This window comes from Candidatus Odyssella thessalonicensis L13, from assembly GCF_000190415.1.
Classification (GTDB): Bacteria; Pseudomonadota; Alphaproteobacteria; order Paracaedibacterales; family Paracaedibacteraceae; genus Paracaedibacter; species Paracaedibacter thessalonicensis.
On sequence record NZ_AEWF01000006.1, the window covers coordinates 105,022 to 125,200 of the forward strand.

Below are 20,179 nucleotides of genomic sequence, written 5' to 3' on the forward strand. Positions count from 1 at the left end.
AAAAAAGATTCCCTTGTAGATCCAGAAAAAGCTTGCTTAAGCTGCAACCTGTATAATCTAGACACAAATTAGACGCAACTAATGAAAAGATAATTGAAACACACGTTTCCGCCTCCTATATTGAGACAGAATAATAACATAACACCATCAGAGTGGTTACTCCCATGAAATTATATCCATTCTTGCTTATGTGTTGCCTCTGGGCCATGACCTGCACAGCAAATGACCTTCGAGATAAGGAGCAACTCAACCTCCTCGCTCTTCCGGTGGAGATTGTCACCAATATCGCCAATTTTTCTGATACTGAGACAAACTTAGCTCTGAGAGCCACCTGTCGCCTCACCAGAGAATGTGTTGATGAGTTTTACCTATTAAGCCTGAAGAAGAATTTCAATTCTTTTACAGAGACCTTTAATGCTGAATTTGAGGAACTCCCTTTAAAGTATAGAAAGAGTTTGATTCAGTCGATCGCCACAGATCTTCTCAACCGAGATGGATATTCCTTTGTTCCTCAAGCGAGTTACCTTAAGAGGCACCTGTCAAAAGACTGCCTACACATTAATCTTTATCCTTATCTTAGGGAAGATAGGTTCTGGACAGAGGAGTTATTTCGCACGCTGTTTGATCAGCAAATGCCTTCAGAAAACGCTGATCTTGCCCTTAACCTACTTATGGCTTGCCTTCCTGTTACCCATATTTATGGAGCTCCCGAAACACTAGATCCTTCTGGAGTTGTTCAAAGATTTAAAGAGGACCATCATGAGGCTCTGATTGGAGCACTCAAGAAATTAAAAGCTGAGCATAGCTACTTCCTTGTCGGCATAGATCAGGATGAGGAAAGACTGACGACAAAGCCGCACTTTATCGTAGTGAATCAATCGAATCACAAGGATCTTAAGCGCCTTAATCAAGAGGGTTATCTTCCAAAGGATCATCCTCACACCATCATTTATAATATTGATGAAGAAGATGCTACTTCAATTCACGGTGACCTTAATATAGGCAAGCTCATCTTAACAAACATAAATAACCGATGTACTTCCATTGGACCTAGTTGCTTTTTCCTCCTCGGGTGCACCAATCTAACTTCCTTAGATATGCGTGGACTGTCTAATCTCACCTCCATTAGCGCTTCGTTCCTCGAGACGTGCATCACTCCTACTTCTGTAAATATGCGCGGGCTGTCTAAGATTACTTCCATTGGAAGTTTTTTCCTCCGCGGGTGCACTAATCTTATCTTTCTAGATATGCGCGGGCTCTCTAAGGTTACTTGCATCGGAGAATATTTCCTCTCCGAGTGTACCAACATTACCTTTCTAGATATGCGCGGGCTATCAAATCTCACTTCCATTGGAAGTTTTTTCCTTCGCGGGTGCACCAATCTAACTTCCTTAGATATGCGCGGACTGTCTAATCTCACCTCCATTAGAGATTCGTTCCTCGAGAAGTGCATCACTCTTACTTCTGTAAATATGCGCGGGCTATCAAATCTCACTTTCATTGGGAATTGTTTCCTTAAAAAGTGTGTCAGTCTTACTTCTTTAGATATGCGAGAACTGTCTAAACTCACTTCCATTGAAGACTATTTCCTTGATAAGTGTGTCAATCTTACCTATCTAAATATGCAAGGTCTGACTAAACTCACTTCCATTGGAGACTATTTCCTTGATGAGTGTGCCAATCTTACCTATCTAAATATGCAAGGTCTGTCTAATGTTACATCGATTGGAAATTATTTCCTCCAAAAGTGTACCAGTCTTACTTCTTTAGATATGCGAGGGTTATCCAAGCTTACTTCCATTGGAGATTATTTCCTCAGAGGGTGCATCACCCTTACCTCTGTAGATATGCGAGGGTTATCCAAGCTTACTTCCATTGGAGATTATTTCCTCCAAAAGTGTAACACCCTTACCTTTTTAGATATGCATGGACTGTCTAATCTCACTTCCATTGGAGATTATTTTCTCAAAAAATGTATCAATCTTACCTCTTTAGATATGCATGGACTGTCTAATCTCACTTCCATTGGAGATAGTTTCCTTAAGGGTTGTACCCACCTTACCTCTTTAGATATGCGAGGGCTGTCCAACCTTACTTCTATTGGAGATGATTTTCTCAAAAAGTGTACTAATCTTATTTCTTTAAATACTGAAGGATTACCACCTGAGATCCTTACTCTTCTGAAAGCAAGAATGATGCCTTACCATCTACATCTTCTGTAACAAGGGAAAATAGGGTAGCCTTTAAGTTTGATAAGGACACATAAATAAGTGGGGCCTACTAATAGATGATTATTCCCTGCTTTATTTCCATAAAATAGCAAATATAATCTAAAAAGATAATTGAACCACACCTTTCCCTCTCCTATATTGAGACAAAATAATAAAATAAAATATAAGGGTTAATATTCCCATGAAATTCTATCAATTATTGCTTATGGGCTGTCTCTGGACGATGACTTGCAAAGCAAATGATCGTGAAAATAAGGAGCAATTCAACTTCCTCGATCTTCCGCTTGAGATTGTCACCAATATCGCCGCTCTTTCTGATGCTGAGACAAGCTTAGCTCTGAGAACTACCTGCCGCCTCACCAAAGAGTGTGTCGATGAGTTTTACCTATTAAGCTTGAAGAAGAATTTTAATACTTTTACAGAAACATTTGAGGCCGAATTTGAGGAGTTCCCTTTAGAATATAAAAAGAGCTTGTTTAAGTCGATCGCAACAAATCTTCTCAACAATGACGGCTGTTTCTTTGTTCCCCAGACAAGCTGGCTTGAGAGAGATTTGTCAAAAGATTACTTAAGCATTAGCCTTTATCGTTATCTTAAAAAGGATAAGGCGTGGGCGCAGGAGTTATTTAGCACGCTCTTCGATAAACGGATACCCAAGAAAAATGCTGACCTTGCCCTCACCCTCCTTATGGCTTGCCTACCTGTTACCCATATTTATGGAGCTCCCGAAATATCAGATTCTTCTAGAGTTGTTCAAAGATTTAAGGAAGTCCATCATGAGACCCTGATTAGAGCACTCAAGAAGCTAAAAGCAGAGCATGGTTACTTCCTTGTCGGCCTAGATCACGATAAAAAAAGGCTGACGACAAAGCCGCATTTTATCGTAGTGAATCAATCGAATGCTGAGGGTCTTAAGCGCCTTAACCAAGAAGGTTATCTTCCCGACAATCATCCTCATACGATTGTTTATAATATTGATGAAAAAAATGCTACCTCAATCTGCCGTGACCTTAATATAGGTAAGCTCATCTTAACAAACATAAATAATAAATGTACTTCCATTGGGCCTAGTTGTCTTTTCCTCCGCGGGTGCACCAATCTAACTTCATTAGATATGCGAGGACTGTCTAATCTCACCGCCATTGGCGCTTCATTTCTCGAGAGGTGTATCACTCTTACTTCTTTAAACATGCGGGGGCTGTCTAATCTCACTTCCATTGGAAGTGCTTTCCTTCGAGGATGCATCAGAATTACTTTTCTTGATACCCGAGCACTGTTTAATGTTACTACGATTCGAGAGTTTTTCCTTGCGGAGTGTACCAACCTTACCTTTTTGGATATGCGGGGGTTGTCTAATCTCACTTCCATTAAATATTTCTTCCTCTACAGGTGCACTAGCCTTAATTCTTTAAATACTGAGGGATTGCCGGCTAAGGTCCTTACTCGTCTAAAAGCAAGTATGGAGAATTCCACCCACAGCTCCTTGATTACGGAAAACCAGGGTAGCCCTAAAGGCGATAACGCTGCATAGGTTATAGAGCAAGCAGACTGACTTCATTATAAGTTATTAGCTTGTAAAGGATAAAGATTAGAAAACAAGCTAAGCCTCATCAAGGATGGGCATACTCATCGCCCTTAAGAGCTTAGGGTTAATCTAAATAAGACTGAATCCAGTCTAAATAGGGGGACACAGGTATGGCAATACTGTAAGATATCTGATCCCTCTGCACCGCCTCCGATTGAATAGCCGCTATGTAATATTTGTCACCTTTTTTGGTGATGAAGGGACTGCCGCTGCTTCCATAGGCCGCCTTGGTTTGAAGGGGGTGGTGGCTTTCTTGTCTTAAGTATTTATCAGTTCCGAACTCAGGGGCCTCATATCTTTCATAAAATAATTTCAGGTTAGAGGTGTAGGTAAGGTTAGTAATGCCAAGATGCCGAATAGCCACTTTATGGCTTGGCCTTACTTGAAATAATCGTCCATTATTGAGATGAATCATCCCAAAGCACGGATTGAATACTCTAACGCCTGAAACGTTGCGGGGATCGATGGCGCTGGGAAGAAGGGGCAGAAAAGTATTGGAGGGAAGATTGATAGGAGACTTTAATTTAAGGATAGCTAAGTCAGGTCCTTGTTGCACAAATATCTCTTCCTCAACTCGGCGAATGCGGCTTCTTAAAATATCTTCATCGGTAAAAGAGGCTCCTAACTGCCCAAATTGATAATGCTGATGTTCACAGGGTAAGAGTTTTCGCCAGGTTCTAGTAGGATAGGCAATAATTGTCTCAACGTTGGCACTTAGGTCAAGATCCGGGCAAGCCAGAAAATCAGAGTCGACACATAGCTTGGCTGTCTCTGAATCGAGCTGCCACTTTTCAACAACGTGGTGTGCTGTGAGTGCCGTCGTCGGATTGAGAAGAACAGCACTTCCTGAGTACGGCGGTGAGGGCGTATCCATGTTACATAGGAATCCCGTCGATTGACAAGGCAGCTCTTCGCGGGCCCGTCGAATAGATTCCTCGATTATCGAAGGATTATTAGTGAGAAAATCATGGGCTTGAGCATTTTCTAATCCCAGGAGTACACTGATTATCCAAACAATACACATCATGACTCTTCCCCCTCCTTGTCCCCTATTAAACAAAAGATAGAATAGACAGCAGGGATCCCCTACTTGAAAAACCTCCCAGTTTTTACAGCTATTCTTCTTAATCAGATGTACTGCCACTCTCAAATATTGATAAGCGGCCCTTAAGCCGCTTTAAAAACTACTCATGACAACAATTGTCTGTTTAATGCGCATACTGCTAATTTCTAAGGAAGAGAGAGGATATGTCTATAAAGTTTATCCTTATTCTAAGTGACTCTTACAAATCTGCACAGTTCTTTCAAAGACTAACTCTTCTTGAACGCTTATGACGGGGAACAACAGGTAAAAGTTGTTCGATGACCTCTACAATTATGATACGGCTGCTGGTGCGGATCTCTTCTTAAACGGGACTGAATGTGAGGCGTTGATGAAGGCAAGTGATAAGAGTCCGCTTTGCTATAATCAACTTCGTATCCCATATCTTTTAAGGAGGCTAACGTAAGCTTACTTAAAGGATTGATCTCATCCGTATTATAATAGCCAGTCATCAATTCATTATAGAATATTGTCTCACTCCAGTGGGCCCCTGCCGTTCCCTCACCGCCGCCTTTTTGAAGCGGAACTCCCGCCTGTTTTTTCTGAGTTAGCCGGCTATACACCCTTGTGGCATTTTTACCTATAAAATAAGATCTACCAGAACGGCCCACTTTTACGAGCTGATCTTCTTCCCACAGGGTACCAAAGCCCAGGGCATGGATAAGTTCATGGGTTACAATATTAACGAGTCCCGGATCATTCAAATCTGCAACATCAATTTGCATCTCCCCTTGATCTGGATAGAATAATCCTTCCGGCGAAGATGGCAACCAATGCGTCGGAGCGGCTTGAGCAAGAGTCCCGCCAATTCCGTCTAACTCGGTTAACGAGACACGCACAACCATATCAAATTTTTGATCACGTGGTTTGTCATAGGTGGTGACAATAACCTCCCCTAGCCTTGCCGCCGCCCTAGTCAATTCTACCTTATATTGAGGCTTTAAATAACTGTCATAAGCAAACCCGATCTGCATTGCTTCACACACGGATGCAAGGTCGAGGACAGCTCCAATTATTGCGGCCGCAATAATTCTAAAATTTCTTGAAATCATTATTTTATTCCTTATTAATGGGATAACTTTCTTGATATCGCCAAAGAAACTTGACGATATTTATTGCTAAACTAAAGGTGGAAAAATCAAGCATTCCCTATCCTTCCATCTTGAAGTTGACACAGTGGTACAAATTGTGAATTAGCCTGATAATAATAAATAGGAGACTTATGGATCAGAGTAATAAAGCCATTTTTTATAAAACTATTTCCGAGCACATTCTTATAAATGGGGTTCTCATCCGATACTCTTAGCATTGCTAAAGATATATCCATTAAAGTCAAAGAAGTAGAGCCTCGTAAAGATAAAACAGCTTTTATAAGCATGGTTCTATGCCAGGTAACAATGGTACCCAGAGCTCTAATTCTCTGAGGTCTTTGCCCACTGCTCATAAACGCGTCAGCCATACTATCGTAGACCGCACTGCTGAAAGTTTTAGAAAATTCGTGAGATTCACATAATCTTTCATCCTGTTGGACATTAATAAGAGTCAAACGAGCTGAATTATTACGGATACAGGTAAATTCATTATCTCCGACACAGGCTTGGCCGTTTTCTAGCTCAGAGATAAATTTTGGGCGGCTTGCGGGATTATGATAGCGGTAGAACTGAGTGGTTAGATCAGCAAAAGCTTCATGAAAAGCCGCAAGATGGGCTGATTGAGAGTCTAGCCAGCTCGGCCGGAAATAATCTAGAACCATATGTCCTGTTTCGTGGGCGACAATCCCTTGGTCGTGGGCAGTAGCGTAAAGGCTCCATCCATCAGACTGGATAATATAAGGAAAATTAAGCGCTCTATTTCCATTAACACGAGAATAGGAAGCATTCACCTGATCCAAGACACTGTCGGTGCGTAAGGAGAAGTATAAGTGCCCAATTTGAGCATCTTGCCGGTACATGCTAACCACACCATTGATAACATTTAAGGCTTCTTGTCCATCTCTTGAGATTTGCTCGTTTGATAAATCTAGCAATCGCCAATCTTCGCTACTGTGTGAAGGTGAGAGAGCAAAGATTGATAACACACTTGCTAACGTTAATAAGGCGCTCTTCGTCTTTAAACTTTTTATTCTATTTAATAGCGTACCATATTGTAATTTCAGCATATTTATTTTACCTCTGTGTTAAGCTGACAACGCCGTAACAGTAGAGGATAAAACAGTTATTGTTTATCCGAGAAATATACTTACGTAGGGTACTTAAGCATCACACTTTTAAGAGGAGGGGTTTTCAGGGGGCACAGAAAAAATTCTGATCACCTATGAGGGCGGCAGCATGATTAAGTTTAAAAAACAGCTCACCGATCTCTCTGTCATTGACCAGGACATCCATACAGTGCTCAGGTATTGTGCGGATAAGGTTGCTGAATACAGGTCAGATAAATAGACCCTGCTTGGCTTCTTTGGGAACAGATGCGGAAAGCCATCCCAGACAAAGCGAACCTAACCTTTATTATCCACTCAATTAAAAAGGAAATAAACTAAGACAGAATGAGAAAGAATGAGACAGACGACAATTCTCACTTAGAGCTAGATTGCGAGGACAGAGAAGTCATCTTATTGACTCTCTAATTGTGCCTTGACCATTTCACAGCTTTCCATTTACTTTGAAGTTAGGCTCAAATTAGATCTCAATTTAAACCGATGGCACAGTTCATTGAACACTCCCACCGGCTTACGTAAATACTTTATAATATGGATTGATGTTCCTGATTCTAGGTACTACATCAGATAAGAAGCAGTAGTTTCTCTCTTTTCTTGAGGAGAACCTACCTTTCTTCCATAAACTTTCAATTTTGTTCACACAACCTAAAAACCTTATTAAAATCCTTTATAGAGCTATGATGCTGCTCTTGAGGCTAATTTGGAACTACGTGAAGAAATAAAACCAAATAATTTTTTGTAATTTTTTTCTATTACAGATTTATTGGGTGCATTCCTAATCCATCCTATATGAGAAGGAAATTTATTTTCTATATCAGCGTTCCTAAGGCGGGCGCTTAACGTTCTTAACTTAAGAGGTTGGTTTTCTGAGTCCCGATATTTATCTTGTATTTTATGAATAAGTTCCTCTAATTTCTTTTTGTCACCTTGGTTAATATCATTGAGTAAAGATTCACATTCTTCGAGGGTAACCATGTTAATGATATCTTCCATAAATCTTTGCTTTAGAGTAAGTTTACTTCCCTTAGCAACACTGCGCGGGCGCTTAGCAGGTCTTTGCTCTGTACTTTCACTTTGTCGATGAGAAAGAATGGCAGCAGCAATTCGTCCGATCTCGATCAATATTTCTTGGCTTTGGGAATCGAGCTGAGTTTTTTCCACCTTGTCGCGCCTGCACCTGTCCTTAATTATACTTAATTGATATTTGGACGTTAAGGCGTCTACAAAAGCATCAAGTGCCTTCCTTCCCCCTGCTTGTCCTACATTCATACTTTTCCGAAGGGCTATCTCTTTCAAGAAATGTTCTTTTACTTTAGGCTCTAAATTAATGATCCCTAATAAATTTTTATAGAAGAGATTTAAAATTTCTTTTTTCTTCTTTGTTTCTGGCAGGTCGAAAGAGTGTATTAAGCTGAGGTAATATGTTTTTGAGATAAGATTAGGATCCACATTTTCATAAAATGAGAAGCTGTAATCGGAAGCTATTTCCTCTTCCTCGCCTAGAATTATGGTAGAGGGATTATGCTTTCTTTTGTCGCCTACCTCTGGTTGCGTAGCGGTAAATAATTCATAGTCCTGCGCCTGAGGTAGGAAACTAGCAGATTCAAAACTAAAAAGAGAGTCGATAGTCCCTTCTATAGATTCCACCACTTGCCAGTCAGAGGCAAGAGACCGCTCTTCCGAATAAACAGAGAACTCATCTTCTGAATTAAGAAGAGAGTGAATAGACATTTTTGAAGAGACGTCTTCCATGGCTTGGAGTGCTGTCATAGACAGCAATAATGTCAATAAACCTTTGTTTATCATTGGGTTATGAATCCTTTACGAGAGTTATAAGATCTATGTAGGAACGGATTTATTCAATTTCCAGTCCTATTTAGATTTCCTTAAAAAAATTTTTCTATATTTCTTAATATAAGTTCAGCCTCATTTAGACACTAAGCTTTAGGCTGAGGAATAGTCTTCAGTTGAGGAAAAGCGGATCAAAATAAAATGACTTCTTAAATAGCCTTCATTTTTTATGCATCTCTTTCGAGAGGGGCTGCTGAAACAATGCATTTTTTACCTTGGCGAGAGACCTTTTTAAAAGCTAGCCTTCCTCACTGATTGCAAAGCAATGCTTATTGCCCTGGAAATGGCTGCATATCAAATCTATCCTGTAGGAGTGAGTAAGCTAAGTAGACTTACAACTGATAAAGTCGAAGTATGACTTCAGAGAAAAAGGGTAGTTTCTCCTTTTTCTTAATGAGAAACTACCTTTCTTCCATAAGCTTTAGATTTTAGTGACGTAGCTAAGAAGCTGATTAGAGACTTTTATAAAGCTATGATGCTTGTCTAAGGGATAAAGCGGAACTATGAGACCCAATAAGACGCAACAAGCTTTTATAATTTGCTTCTATCACAGCTTTATTGTCAGCGTCTCTAATCCAGGCAATATGATGAGGAAATTTACTTTCTATATGTTCACGTCTGAGGCGGCCGCTTAAAGTTTTTAATTTAAGAGGTGCTTTTTCCGCGTCACAATATTTTTCTTGTATTTTATGAATAAGTTCTTCTAATTTCTTCCTGTTACCATCGCAAATATCATTGAGCAAAGATTCACATTCTTCGATGGTAACCATATTAATGATATCTTCCATAAATTCTTGCTTTAGAGTAAGTTTACTTCCCCTAGTAACACTTCGCGGGCGCTTAGCGGATCTTTGCTCTGTACTTTCACTTTGTCGGTGAGAAAGAATGGCAGCAGCCACTCGTCCAATCTCGACTAATATTTCTTGGCTTTGGGAATCGAGTTGAGTTTTTCCCACCTTGGCGCGCCTGCACCTGTCCTTAATTACACTTAACTGATATTTGGACGTTAAGGCGTCTACAAAAGCATCAAGTGCCTTCCTTCCCCCTGCTTGTCCTACATTCATACTTTTCCAAAGGGCTATCTCTTTCAAGAAATGTTCTTCTACCTTAGGCTCTAAATTAATGATCCCTAATAAATTTTTATAGAAAAGATTTAAAATTTCTTTTTTCTTCTTTGTTTCTTGCAGGTCGAAAGACTGTATCAAATTAAGGTAATATGTTTTTGAAAATAGGTTAGAATCAACATTTTGGTAAGATGAGATGTTGCTATCGGAAGCTATTTCTTCTTCCTCGTCTAGAATTAGGGTAGTGGCATCATGCTTTCTTTTCTGACCCGCCTCTGGTTGCGTAGCGGCAAATAATTCATAGTCCTGCGCCTGTGGTAGGAAACTAGCAGACTGTAAACTAAGAAAAGAGTCGATAGTCCCTTCTATAGATTCCACCACTTGCCAGTCAGAGGCAAGAGCCCCCTCTTCCTCTTCAGAGATTGGATTAAGAAGAGAAGAAATAGACATATTTCTTAGAGGTAATTCCTCCCTGCGTCCTGAAGATAAGTCTTCCATAGCTTGAAGCGCCGTCATAGACAGCAATAATGTCAATAAGCCTTTATTTATCATTGGTTTATAGATCCTTTACTAAAGTTATAAAATTTATGTAAGGACGGATTTATTCAATTTCCAGTCCTATTTAATTTTTCCTAAAAATTTTTTATATGTATTCAAACTCGTTTAAACGCGAAGCTTTAAACTGAAGAAAAGCTGATACGAGCAAAAGAACTTCCGTGTGAAATTAAAAAAGTTAGGCTTTATCCTCACTTTTATTTTGATCTATTAAATTTCTTAGATACTTTTAACTATTCCCCTCTCTCAGTGATCGAGATATGCTAGAGTCGGAAAAGAGGGAGAATAGTCTTCAGATATACTTAATTATTTCGGTAAAAATGCCTTAGGCATATTTTGGTAAGTCTGCCTCAGGCCAAACCCACTAAGATTAAAGCGGATAGCTTCAGCGCTACGGATTAAGCCATTTTCAGTAGGGACACAAATAGCATCCAAAGTAAGTTGACCTAATTCAATGGGTTTTTGATCTGGTCTTGAAGGTACAGGATAAACGCTTACCTTGAAAGGAAAGGCTTCCAGGGCAAAAGTATCAGCAAAATTACTTGCTTCGCCGATCGGTACTAATTTCTTACCTTCGTCATAATTGAAAACATATTTTTTTGAAAGCTCCTTTACGCTCTTGCTTTCGAGCAGGAGAACGGCTCGATCGTACGGGGCATCTAGCACCCTCGGCGGAGAAACTAATAGCGATGGGCGGGGTCTTGAGATAGTTTTTAGATTCAATAATCTGATCTTGGACCTCTTTCGGTAGAACATTGGCGCCAATCGCATTAATCCCTTGATTAAATGTTTGCATTATCACCCTACCGATATTTGGATTTTCCACATCTTTTTTCCCATCACCTTGATGAGTAAATGCTGGAGAAGCTGACACCGCGAAAGCAATAGCACTGGGCATCAAAAGCCCACTTTTTTTCCTTCCCAAACCTTTAAAATTCATGTTAAATCCTTATCCCTTAAATTAAGTGTGAAAATATAGTATTTTAAAACTAAAAAATTTTATAGAATTACGTTATTTTTCATAAATGGGGGGCTGTTTTTTAAAGGTCAAGGGGAAGTTATTATAAAGTAGAACTTTACAGTTCGAGAATTATAGATAGGTTATTTTATTACCTTTATTAGGCCTTAACTCATAAAACTTAAGCCCTTAAAGGACAGTCACTCCCTTCTAAATATAAAAAATATTACTTTACGCTTTACACGAAAAGTCATATTGAATAATTAAAACTAAGACCAATATAAGGGTAAGATTAATTTTACTTCTGGACAAAAAGTTATGCTTAATTCTTTTCTTAAAAAATCCTTGCTTGGCATTATGTTTGCGAAGTCGGCAGTAGCAGAGATCCCTTTTACGGAGACGAGAGACGTTTACGAGGCCACTCATCCAGAACAAAGGCCTAATTCGCCGTTATGGGGAATGGTGGCCTTAAATTCTTACGTTATTGAAGGCCTACGTTTTAATGGCAATTATGGAGTATTAGCAGAAGCACCCGGCCAAAACTACTTTCAGAGAACCTTGCTTCATCCTGCCTTTGATAGCAAACCCGCATCTGAACTAATCTGGCCCTATGATCCGGCAGCAGCCGTTCTCCAACATCTCTTTCCTTCAATGGATGGGGCCATTTTAACCGCTAATCAGCGGGACAAGGATCCGATTGCAGCCCTGGGCAAAGATCTATCGCGGATGAACTTGCTGTTGACAGAAATTCTTCATATCCAAACAACTATAAGAGATTGGTTTGCTGGTAATCCTCACTTGACAATGCTAGAGAAATATCAGCACTGGACCCGCCAAACTCAACAAAGAATCTTCAATATCTTGATCAAGCAATCAAAGAATGCTCCCTTATCCCTAGAGCTGATAGATAGAGTGAAAGGCGAATACTTAGAAGAAGGACAGACAAAAAAGTTAACTTATCGCCAATTAGTAGCAGCGCGCTTTGCAAGTGCGTTGACGCGTGCCCTCTATAACGAGAGAACAAACTCTGGTATAAATTTTATCTACCCTCCTAACTTTTGTATGAAAGCGCTCTTGGCCTTTGTCTGGAAAACCGCCTCTCATAAGAATGATTTAAAGGCTTTAACATGTCTTTTAGATCCAAACAAGCTTACAGACTCCTATTTTGGGAATGCAGATTATAACAGCATCGTCACTTATATGGGAGCAAGGGTACCCCCTACACCTCTCCATCCAGAATGGGTGACTTTACTTTTTAAAGGCTTTTCTGTTTATGATGACCCAATTCCAGAGCCTATAAGCTATGAGACGACTTATTTCCTTCATACCAATGCAGCAGGCAAAACAACCCAGTATTCTTATCCTGATTGTGGCGAAACATCTTTAAGAAATCTTTTCTATATCTTCTTAAGTGATCGGGGGATTATTGATCAGGCTTTTATAGAAGAGCTTTTTGCTAGAATTGAAATCCCTGGCAATCAAGATATGGATCGTAAGGATCTTATGGAGAAGTTTCCGGCCTTAAAGATGCTCATAGGTTACCTTAATAAATTCTCCAGCCTTGAATATGGGGTTACTGATAAAGCCCATGCCGAATGGAGTGAGCTTATATGTGATTTAAATAGCAAGAATACTGCCTTAGTTAAGGATAAAACTTTAGCAGTAAAGTATAAAAACTTAGACTTATATGAGCTTGCTGGCCGTGATGGCTTACAGAATATGCTTAATGTTTTTGCTCATCTGATCCCTGATGCAGTTCTCAATACTCCGTGGGAGAAAGAAACAGGAAACTATAAACAAGCGGCAGAAAAGCTAGATCGTTTATGTAAGTTGTTTAGCAGAGAAGACTTTGAATTAAGCTGGAAAGTTGATGGTTGCCGCAGTCTTCCCAGAAATGAAAATATAATTATCCAATTTCATGTAAATGAGGCCCCAAGAGCTGATTTCCAATGGCATCTTAAGCCGACACATTTTGATGTGCCTAAGCTATTTTATGAAAAATCGCAAGCCCTGTCTAATATAACTTGGAACGATCCCAAACTAGCCAAAAATTATCTCTTTAACGCTTGGCTTTTAAGGATGCGGCCCGATCTGAACTGTGATGCCTCTCTGCCAGCAGGCTGTATCTTCAGCCTAAGTTTCAAACATTTAGACCAATCCATAAAAGCTTTTAAATACTTTTTGCTAAAAAGAGACCCTAAGTACCACCATATTATCTATAAAATTATAAGCAATATTGCCAGACTGCAAGATAAGCATGCTTATAGAGAGGTTGGCCCTCTCGTTTATCAATACTTGCAAATTAATCCTCAGCTAAAGCTCGAAAATTATGCCTATCTAAGCCTGCCCTGTGCTCTGCAAAAAGGCGATGAGCGAGTAGTAGAGTTAGGATTTGCTAGCCTTAAAGCTCAATCCTTTTTAAATCCTGAATTCTTAAAGGAGACTGCCTTTAAAGTTATCAAAGCGAAAAACCAAGAAATGGCCGAATATCTATTATCTCGTTTTCCAGAGGTGATAAAAACACCTTTCTACTCTTCACTTAGTAATTATGTGCAAGGGAGCAATGCTGACTATTTAAGCATAACAGACTTTTTACTTAAGCTTTTAAAACCTGAGGCTAGTCACCTTGAAAAAGTGCTTATTCCAGCTTGTTTAGGGGCCACAAACCCGGTAAAAGTCTTCAATGTATTACTAAGAAATGGCCTCAGCCTCACGCCTCAAAATCAAGATTTACTCTTAAGCACTATTACAAAAAAGGGGGTCATTCAGTTCATTAATTGTCTATTAGAGCAAGGCATACAGCTTACCCCAGAAAAGTCAGGGATAGTGATTGCTGCTGCGATTCAATCACTGGATATCAGTGTTGATGATCAGTTCATTCCCCCTAGCGCCGATTATACTGAATCTTTTGACACAGGAGAATTTTACTCCCCTGCCTCAGTCTTAGAAATTATTGAGTTTTTACTCTCCAAAGGTGCGACGTTCACTTCTAAAAACACCTTCCAGATTCTAGAGAGCTTTTTAACGCTAAACTTATATAATGATGAAAAGGAGAGAAATGAGGTCAAAGACTACTTATTAGCTAAGATACCCGCGACTTCTGCGCCCCTAGTGATTGATCTTATAAAAACTGTAATCTCTAACCATTGTAGTGATAATAGCGGCCTACTCGAGCATTTACTAACCCTGCATGCTCAAGAGATTGAGGCTAAAGACTATCAGCAACTCTTTCGGGACGCTTTAACTCTTTATACCTGTGACATTGCTGAGCTTTTATTAAGGCACGCGGCTCATCTTGATCCTGAAACTCTCAGGAGTCTATACCAGGAGCTTGAGAATAAGAAAGCAACTGCTAACCAAGTGTTGGCCCTCTTTTCTTATCCTATGGATTACTTAATCCCCCTTCAAGAAGCTGAAGCTATGGCCACCGGCACTGCGGAAGATCAAGCAGACCATGAGTTTGAGGAATAGCGTGAGGCAATGGTTTACAGAGGACGGAATAAGGGAGGCCATTTAATTGCCCCCTGCCCCAAGCTTTCACAAGATATAAGAGATCATTCTGATCAAACAGAAGCTGAACACACTCGCTGTTATAATGCGGCTAAACCAGTAAAAATAGCTGGGCGTATTATCATTCACGTGAGAGCGCATAATCGTCCACACGGACGGGACAATGTCCCGTCTTTTTGGGGAAGTTGCTGCTGGCTGAGGATTATACTCGATATGCGGCAAAATCTACCTCCGTTGGCTCATATCAACATACTGGCGCTCAATTACCCCGGTATAAAGCTGACGAGGTCGACCAATTTTTTGCAGCGGATCGCAAATCATTTCCTTCCACTGCGCCACCCATCCAACAGTACGCGCCAGCGCAAAGATCACCGTAAACATTGAGGTCGGAATGCCCATGGCTTTAAAGATAATACCTGAATAGAAATCCACATTAGGGTATAATTTCTTTTCAATAAAATACGGATCACTCAAGGCAATCTGCTCTAATTCCATGGCAACTTCAAGCAAGGGATCATTATGAATATTGAGTTCCTTGAGAACTTTATGGCATGTCTCCCGCATTACCTTGGCCCGAGGATCGTAATTCTTGTAAACACGATGGCCAAAGCCCATCAACCGGAAAGGATCATTTTTATCCTTAGCACGATTAACAAATTCTTTTACCCGACTAGGGTCACGGATTTCTCGCAACATATTGAGAGCAGCCTCATTGGCACCACCATGGGCGGGGCCCCATAAAGCGGCTACTCCCGCTGCCATACAGGCAAAAGGATTGGCAGCACTAGAGCCTGCTAAACGCACCGTCGACGTCGAGGCATTCTGCTCATGATCGGCATGGAGGATTAAAATCTTGTCCATAGCACTGGATAGGACAGGGTTAACTTCATAAGGTTCTGTGGGCACAGAGAACATCATGTGCAAGAAGTTACTTGCATAGTCCAAATCATTACGCGGGTAAACAAAGGGCTGACCAATCGAGTATTTATAAGCCATGGCAGCTAAGGTTGGGACCTTGGCGACCATGCGATAAGCAGCTATTTCCCGTTGACGCGGATCATGAATATCAAGACTGTCATGATAGAAAGCAGATAGGGCGCCCACAACGCCGACCATAATAGCCATCGGATGCGCATCGCGACGAAAACCACGATAAAAAGTTGGGATTTGTTCATGGACCATGGTATGAAGCGTAATATTTTTCACAAAGTCCTTTTTCTGCGCTGCCGTCGGCAAATCACCATAAAGCAATAAGTAAGACACTTCCATAAAATCACTTTTTTCAGCCAGGTCCTGAATCGGATAGCCGCCGTATAACAAGATCCCTTCGTCCCCATCAATAAAAGTAATTTTCGACTCACAGCTTGCAGTCGCCGTAAACCCTGGATCAAAGGTAAATACACCTAATTGACTATAAAGGTTACGGATATCGATCACATCAGGGCCGCAGGACCCTTGAAGTACAGGCAGTTCGATGGTTTTTCCTTTATAGCTAACTGTTGCCATCGAAGCATGCGTATCTGTAGACAGTGTCACTTATTCCTCCATTGCGGACTGTATATATTAACATCTTAGGAGCAAATTATTTAAGAATCAATGAAAGAGCCCCTAAAATACGGTTAAAATCGATAGAAATCTGTTATCCTATTCTACCTTTATTTTTTTAGTGCTGGGAAGAACTTTGCTGTAAACCTTATTTGGCCTGCAGCTATAAAAATTTAAGGCTTTATTTTAATTATAACTAACTTTAATGATAGTTTTTTGCTTAACTTTCGTTGCTTTAATCTCTTTTTGAGCTATCTTTAATTGGTTGAAAGAGAGGAGTAAAATACGTTAAAATGATGGGGACTCCAATAAAGGAACAAAAAAAAGTGATTATCGCAATTGACGGCCCTTCAGGTGCTGGAAAAGGAACAGTTGCCCATTACCTGGCTCAAAAGTTTAATTTTAAAATTCTTGACACGGGCTTAATCTATCGTGCGCTGGCCAAAGAAGCTTTACAACAAGGCCTGACAACAGATCAACAACACCAGATTATTGAGCTTGCGCAACGGATTACCATTGAAAGCACAAATGAGGATGGATTGCGCAGTGAAGAAGTTGCAGCAATGGCATCAAAGATTGCTGTTATCCCGGAGGTTAGAGCCGTTTTAAATGACCTTCAGCGCGCCTTTGCCCACGCTGATGCAGGGGATTTTGCTGGCATCATTTTGGATGGACGCGATATTGGCACTGTGATCTGCCCTGATGCAGACTGCAAAATCTATTTAACAGCAGATCAAGAAATTAGAGCCCTTCGCCGCATGCAACAAGAAGGCAATATTTGCGCCATAAAAGTACAGGAAATGATGGCCGAACGCGATAAGCGCGACTCGTCCCGCAATACTGCCCCTTTAAATGCGGCAAAAGATGCTTATATTATTGATACGTCACACTTAAGTATTGACGAAGTATGCCAAAAAGCAGCATACTACGTACAAAAATCTTGTTTGCCTGATACCATGTCAGCTTAAGTCTAGGTTTTTGAAGTTGGCACCCTGCCTAGAGGTATGGTGCTTTTATGTTAACCTCCAACCCTTCACAATATAAGAAGACTCTTATATTAGGAAGTTTTTAAGGAAAAATATGTCTAATACATCAATTGCAAAATCTCCCGTAAAAGAAAGCTTTGCCGATCTTCTTGAAGAATCACTTCGTGGCCGCACCTCATTCGAAGGCAGCGTTGTTAAAGGTTACGTGTTATCTATTGACAGTGACTTTGTTACCGTTGACGTAGGCCTGAAATCAGAAGGTCGTATCCCTTTGCGTGAATTTGCTGGCCCTGGCCGTGCCTCTGAAGTTAAAGCAGGTGATTTCATTGACGTTTACGTTGAACGCATGGAAGATAAAAACGGATGTGCTGTTCTCAGCGTTGAAAAAGCTCGTCGTGAAGCCGCGTGGGGCGAACTTGAGAAAGCGTCAATTACCGGTGAATTGGTTAACGGTGTCATTTTTGGTAAAGTTAAAGGTGGTTTCGCTGTTGATCTTGAAGGCGCGGTTGCATTCTTACCTGGAAGCCAAGTCGATGTCCGTCCTATCCGCGATATCAGCCCGCTTATGAACATTGTTCAGCCATTTAAAATCTTAAAAATGGACAAGCTGAGAAGCAACATTGTTGTTTCCCGTCGCGCGGTCTTAGAAGATAACCGTTCTGAGCAACGCGCTGAACTTGTCTCTAATCTGTCTGAAGGTCAAGTCTTAGAAGGTATTGTCAAAAACATCACAGACTATGGTGCCTTTATTGATTTGGGCGGCGTTGATGGCTTGTTACACGTTACCGACATTTCTTGGCGTCGTATTAATCACCCGGGTGATGTTCTTAAGGTTGGCGAAACCATCCAAGTTCAGGTGATCCGTTTCAATCGCGATACTCAGCGCATTTCCTTAGGCATGAAACAGCTTGAAGCTGATCCGTGGAAAGGTGTGGAAGAGCGCTACATTCCTGGTTCTCGCCACAAAGGTAAGATCACCAATATCGCTGATTATGGTGCATTCGTTGAACTTGAGCCAGCTGTTGAAGGTTTAATTTATGTAACAGAGATGAGCTGGACAAAGAAAAACATCCATCCATCCAAACTTCTGCATCAAGGACAAGAAGTCGAAGTTCAAGTTCTTGAAGTTGATATGACCAAGCGTCGTATTTCCCTTGGATTGAAGCAATGCTCTGAGAACCCATGGATCCGCTTTGCTGAACAATATCCTGTTGGCAGCGTTCTTGAAGGTGAAATTAAAAACATTACCGAGTTTGGTATGTTTGTCGGCGTTGATGATGAAATCGATGGCATGGTTCACATGACTGACGTTTCCTGGGATAACGGTGATGATTCATCTCAGTTCAAGAAGGGCGACGTCATTAAAGTCAAAGTCTTGGATGTAGATCCTGAAAAAGAACGCATTAGCTTAGGTATTAAGCAGCTAAACAGTGATCCTTTTGCAACCGCCCTTGAAAGCGTAAAGAAAGGCAGTGTAGTCACCTGCACCATTACTGAAGTTAGCGACAAAGGTCTAGAAGTTTCCCTTGAATCAGGCTTAACAGGGTCAATCAAAAAAGCTGATCTATCCCGTGAACGCTCTGAACAACGTCCAGACCGTTTTGCTGTTGGTGAAAAAGTTGATGCCATGGTTGTTTCGCTTGACCGCTCCGGTCGTAAAGTTGCTTTGTCTATTAAAGCACGTGAAATCGACGAAGAGAAAAAAGCACTCTCTGAGTATGGTTCAACAGATAGCGGTGCTTCTTTAGGTGATATTCTTGGTGAAGCCATGAACAAGGCCAAAAAAGCAACTAAAACAAAGAAATCTGACGCTGAAGCTTAACTTTAGCAAACGTCAGAATAGTAAAAGCTCCGCAAATGCGGAGCTTTTTTATTTTCTATCAATAATTAGGATATCTTTTACACTTTTCCTAAACTCTAGAAGAATAGTGCGCAATCTATTTTAAGCTCATCCATAGGCTTTAAATTCCCCTCCCTCGCACAGTATTTTAACAAGCAACTTTAAAGATGAAATCGTCCTCTTTAGAATCTGTAGGCTAACATTCTTCTATCTAAGGGCTAGCCGCTTTTTTAAATAGCAACAGTGTTACTCTTCTCGAGTGGTTAGGTGAACATCCCCTTATAACTGTTTATGCCTATGGGTGGCGCTAGGATGAGCCTTCACCACAAAGGGAAAAGAATTGCTAAGGAGCAGACTTGGCCATGATAAGCGCTAAAAGGAAAAGACTGAATACCATGGAGCAAGCACAAATGATGGCAATTTTAATCTGCCCCTTCTCACTTGAAAAATCATAGCGACTGAAAAATGATTGTACCCAGGCAGCGATAGCTACTTCAAGAGTGCCGCGCCGGGCTGCTCTCATTATAATCTTGGCAAAAAGGATCGTTGTCGGGATTATTCCCCTGCATTTTTTTGAGGGAAGATTAGTCGGGTGTCGATGTGTAAATGTTTTATCAGCAGGCAAGTTAAAGGTTAATGATAATTTTTCCCGCCAACTCGATTGGCCGCGCTTTTGGACGGTAGGCTGTGATCTTTTATCTTTACCGAACATACAAATTCCTACATTTATTAAAGTT

General features: G+C 40.7%; 13 protein-coding genes. 5 read left to right on the plus strand and 8 right to left on the minus strand.

From position 1 onward, the window contains the following. The first annotated feature begins 206 nt into the window (after positions 1–206). Positions 207–2,222, plus strand: a complete 2,016-nt coding sequence (locus HMO_RS0110195; protein WP_175282116.1) for a leucine-rich repeat domain-containing protein — start codon at positions 207–209, stop codon at positions 2,220–2,222. 190 nt (positions 2,223–2,412) lie between these two features. Then, the gene (locus HMO_RS0110200; protein WP_010302439.1) at positions 2,413–3,762 is read left to right on the plus strand and encodes a leucine-rich repeat domain-containing protein; all 1,350 of its coding nucleotides are present in this window, start codon (positions 2,413–2,415) and stop codon (positions 3,760–3,762) included. A gap of 118 nt (positions 3,763–3,880) precedes the next feature. Here the strand turns inward: HMO_RS0110200 and HMO_RS0110205 are convergent, their stop codons facing one another. The 6 genes from HMO_RS0110205 to HMO_RS15755 form a co-directional block, all read right to left on the minus strand. Further along, entirely contained in the window at positions 3,881–4,843 is a 963-nt protein-coding gene (locus HMO_RS0110205) for a trypsin-like serine protease (RefSeq protein ID WP_010302442.1), read from the minus strand. A 302-nt stretch (positions 4,844–5,145) separates the two neighbouring features. Next, complete coding sequence (locus HMO_RS15750; protein ID WP_010302444.1) at positions 5,146–5,970, minus strand: leishmanolysin-related zinc metalloendopeptidase; 825 nt, start codon at positions 5,968–5,970, stop codon at positions 5,146–5,148. An 86-nt stretch (positions 5,971–6,056) separates the two neighbouring features. Then, complete coding sequence (locus HMO_RS0110220) at positions 6,057–7,076, minus strand: gluzincin family metallopeptidase (RefSeq protein ID WP_010302447.1); 1,020 nt, start codon at positions 7,074–7,076, stop codon at positions 6,057–6,059. Positions 7,077–7,808: 732 nt separating this feature from the next. Then, positions 7,809–8,939 (minus strand): hypothetical protein, encoded by a 1,131-nt coding sequence (locus tag HMO_RS0110230; RefSeq protein ID WP_010302451.1) that lies wholly within the window; start codon positions 8,937–8,939, stop codon positions 7,809–7,811. A gap of 515 nt (positions 8,940–9,454) precedes the next feature. Then, a complete protein-coding gene (locus HMO_RS0110235) occupies positions 9,455–10,600 on the minus strand; it encodes a hypothetical protein (RefSeq protein ID WP_010302452.1) in 1,146 nt (381 codons plus the stop codon). A gap of 580 nt (positions 10,601–11,180) precedes the next feature. Then, positions 11,181–11,543, minus strand: coding sequence for a hypothetical protein (locus HMO_RS15755; protein ID WP_010302457.1), 363 nt, complete (start codon positions 11,541–11,543; stop codon positions 11,181–11,183). A 336-nt stretch (positions 11,544–11,879) separates the two neighbouring features. Between HMO_RS15755 and HMO_RS0110245 the strand changes: the two genes are divergently transcribed. Then, the gene (locus HMO_RS0110245; protein WP_010302459.1) at positions 11,880–15,032 is read left to right on the plus strand and encodes a hypothetical protein; all 3,153 of its coding nucleotides are present in this window, start codon (positions 11,880–11,882) and stop codon (positions 15,030–15,032) included. 264 nt (positions 15,033–15,296) lie between these two features. Here HMO_RS0110245 and gltA read toward each other — a convergent pair whose 3' ends face one another. Next, positions 15,297–16,577: a citrate synthase gene (gene gltA / locus HMO_RS0110250; RefSeq protein WP_033444711.1), complete on the minus strand. Its 1,281-nt coding sequence runs from the start codon at positions 16,575–16,577 to the stop codon at positions 15,297–15,299. 365 nt (positions 16,578–16,942) lie between these two features. On the opposite strand from gltA, the gene cmk reads away from it, so the two are divergent. Continuing rightward, positions 16,943–17,584, plus strand: a complete 642-nt coding sequence (gene cmk / locus HMO_RS0110255) for a (d)CMP kinase (protein ID WP_033444723.1) — start codon at positions 16,943–16,945, stop codon at positions 17,582–17,584. Positions 17,585–17,696: 112 nt separating this feature from the next. After that, complete coding sequence (rpsA, locus tag HMO_RS0110260) at positions 17,697–19,424, plus strand: 30S ribosomal protein S1 (protein WP_010302464.1); 1,728 nt, start codon at positions 17,697–17,699, stop codon at positions 19,422–19,424. 361 nt (positions 19,425–19,785) lie between these two features. Here the strand turns inward: rpsA and HMO_RS0110265 are convergent, their stop codons facing one another. Continuing rightward, positions 19,786–20,154: a hypothetical protein gene (locus HMO_RS0110265; protein WP_010302467.1), complete on the minus strand. Its 369-nt coding sequence runs from the start codon at positions 20,152–20,154 to the stop codon at positions 19,786–19,788. Between the last annotated feature and the right edge of the window lie 25 nt (positions 20,155–20,179).

What these genes read in the sequence shown, in the direction of transcription:
- HMO_RS0110195 (WP_175282116.1), top strand. Translation starts at nt 207, where the DNA reads ATGACCTGCACAGCAAATGACCTTCGAGATAAGGAGCAACTCAACCTC.
- HMO_RS0110200 (WP_010302439.1), top strand. Translation starts at nt 2,413, where the DNA reads ATGAAATTCTATCAATTATTGCTTATGGGCTGTCTCTGGACGATGACT.
- HMO_RS0110205 (WP_010302442.1), bottom strand. Translation starts at nt 4,843, where the DNA reads ATGATGTGTATTGTTTGGATAATCAGTGTACTCCTGGGATTAGAAAAT.
- HMO_RS15750 (WP_010302444.1), bottom strand. Translation starts at nt 5,970, where the DNA reads ATGATTTCAAGAAATTTTAGAATTATTGCGGCCGCAATAATTGGAGCT.
- HMO_RS0110220 (WP_010302447.1), bottom strand. Translation starts at nt 7,076, where the DNA reads ATGCTGAAATTACAATATGGTACGCTATTAAATAGAATAAAAAGTTTA.
- HMO_RS0110230 (WP_010302451.1), bottom strand. Translation starts at nt 8,939, where the DNA reads ATGATAAACAAAGGTTTATTGACATTATTGCTGTCTATGACAGCACTC.
- HMO_RS0110235 (WP_010302452.1), bottom strand. Translation starts at nt 10,600, where the DNA reads ATGATAAATAAAGGCTTATTGACATTATTGCTGTCTATGACGGCGCTT.
- HMO_RS15755 (WP_010302457.1), bottom strand. Translation starts at nt 11,543, where the DNA reads ATGAATTTTAAAGGTTTGGGAAGGAAAAAAAGTGGGCTTTTGATGCCC.
- HMO_RS0110245 (WP_010302459.1), top strand. Translation starts at nt 11,880, where the DNA reads ATGCTTAATTCTTTTCTTAAAAAATCCTTGCTTGGCATTATGTTTGCG.
- gltA (WP_033444711.1), bottom strand. Translation starts at nt 16,577, where the DNA reads ATGGCAACAGTTAGCTATAAAGGAAAAACCATCGAACTGCCTGTACTT.
- rpsA (WP_010302464.1), top strand. Translation starts at nt 17,697, where the DNA reads ATGTCTAATACATCAATTGCAAAATCTCCCGTAAAAGAAAGCTTTGCC.
- HMO_RS0110265 (WP_010302467.1), bottom strand. Translation starts at nt 20,154, where the DNA reads ATGTTCGGTAAAGATAAAAGATCACAGCCTACCGTCCAAAAGCGCGGC.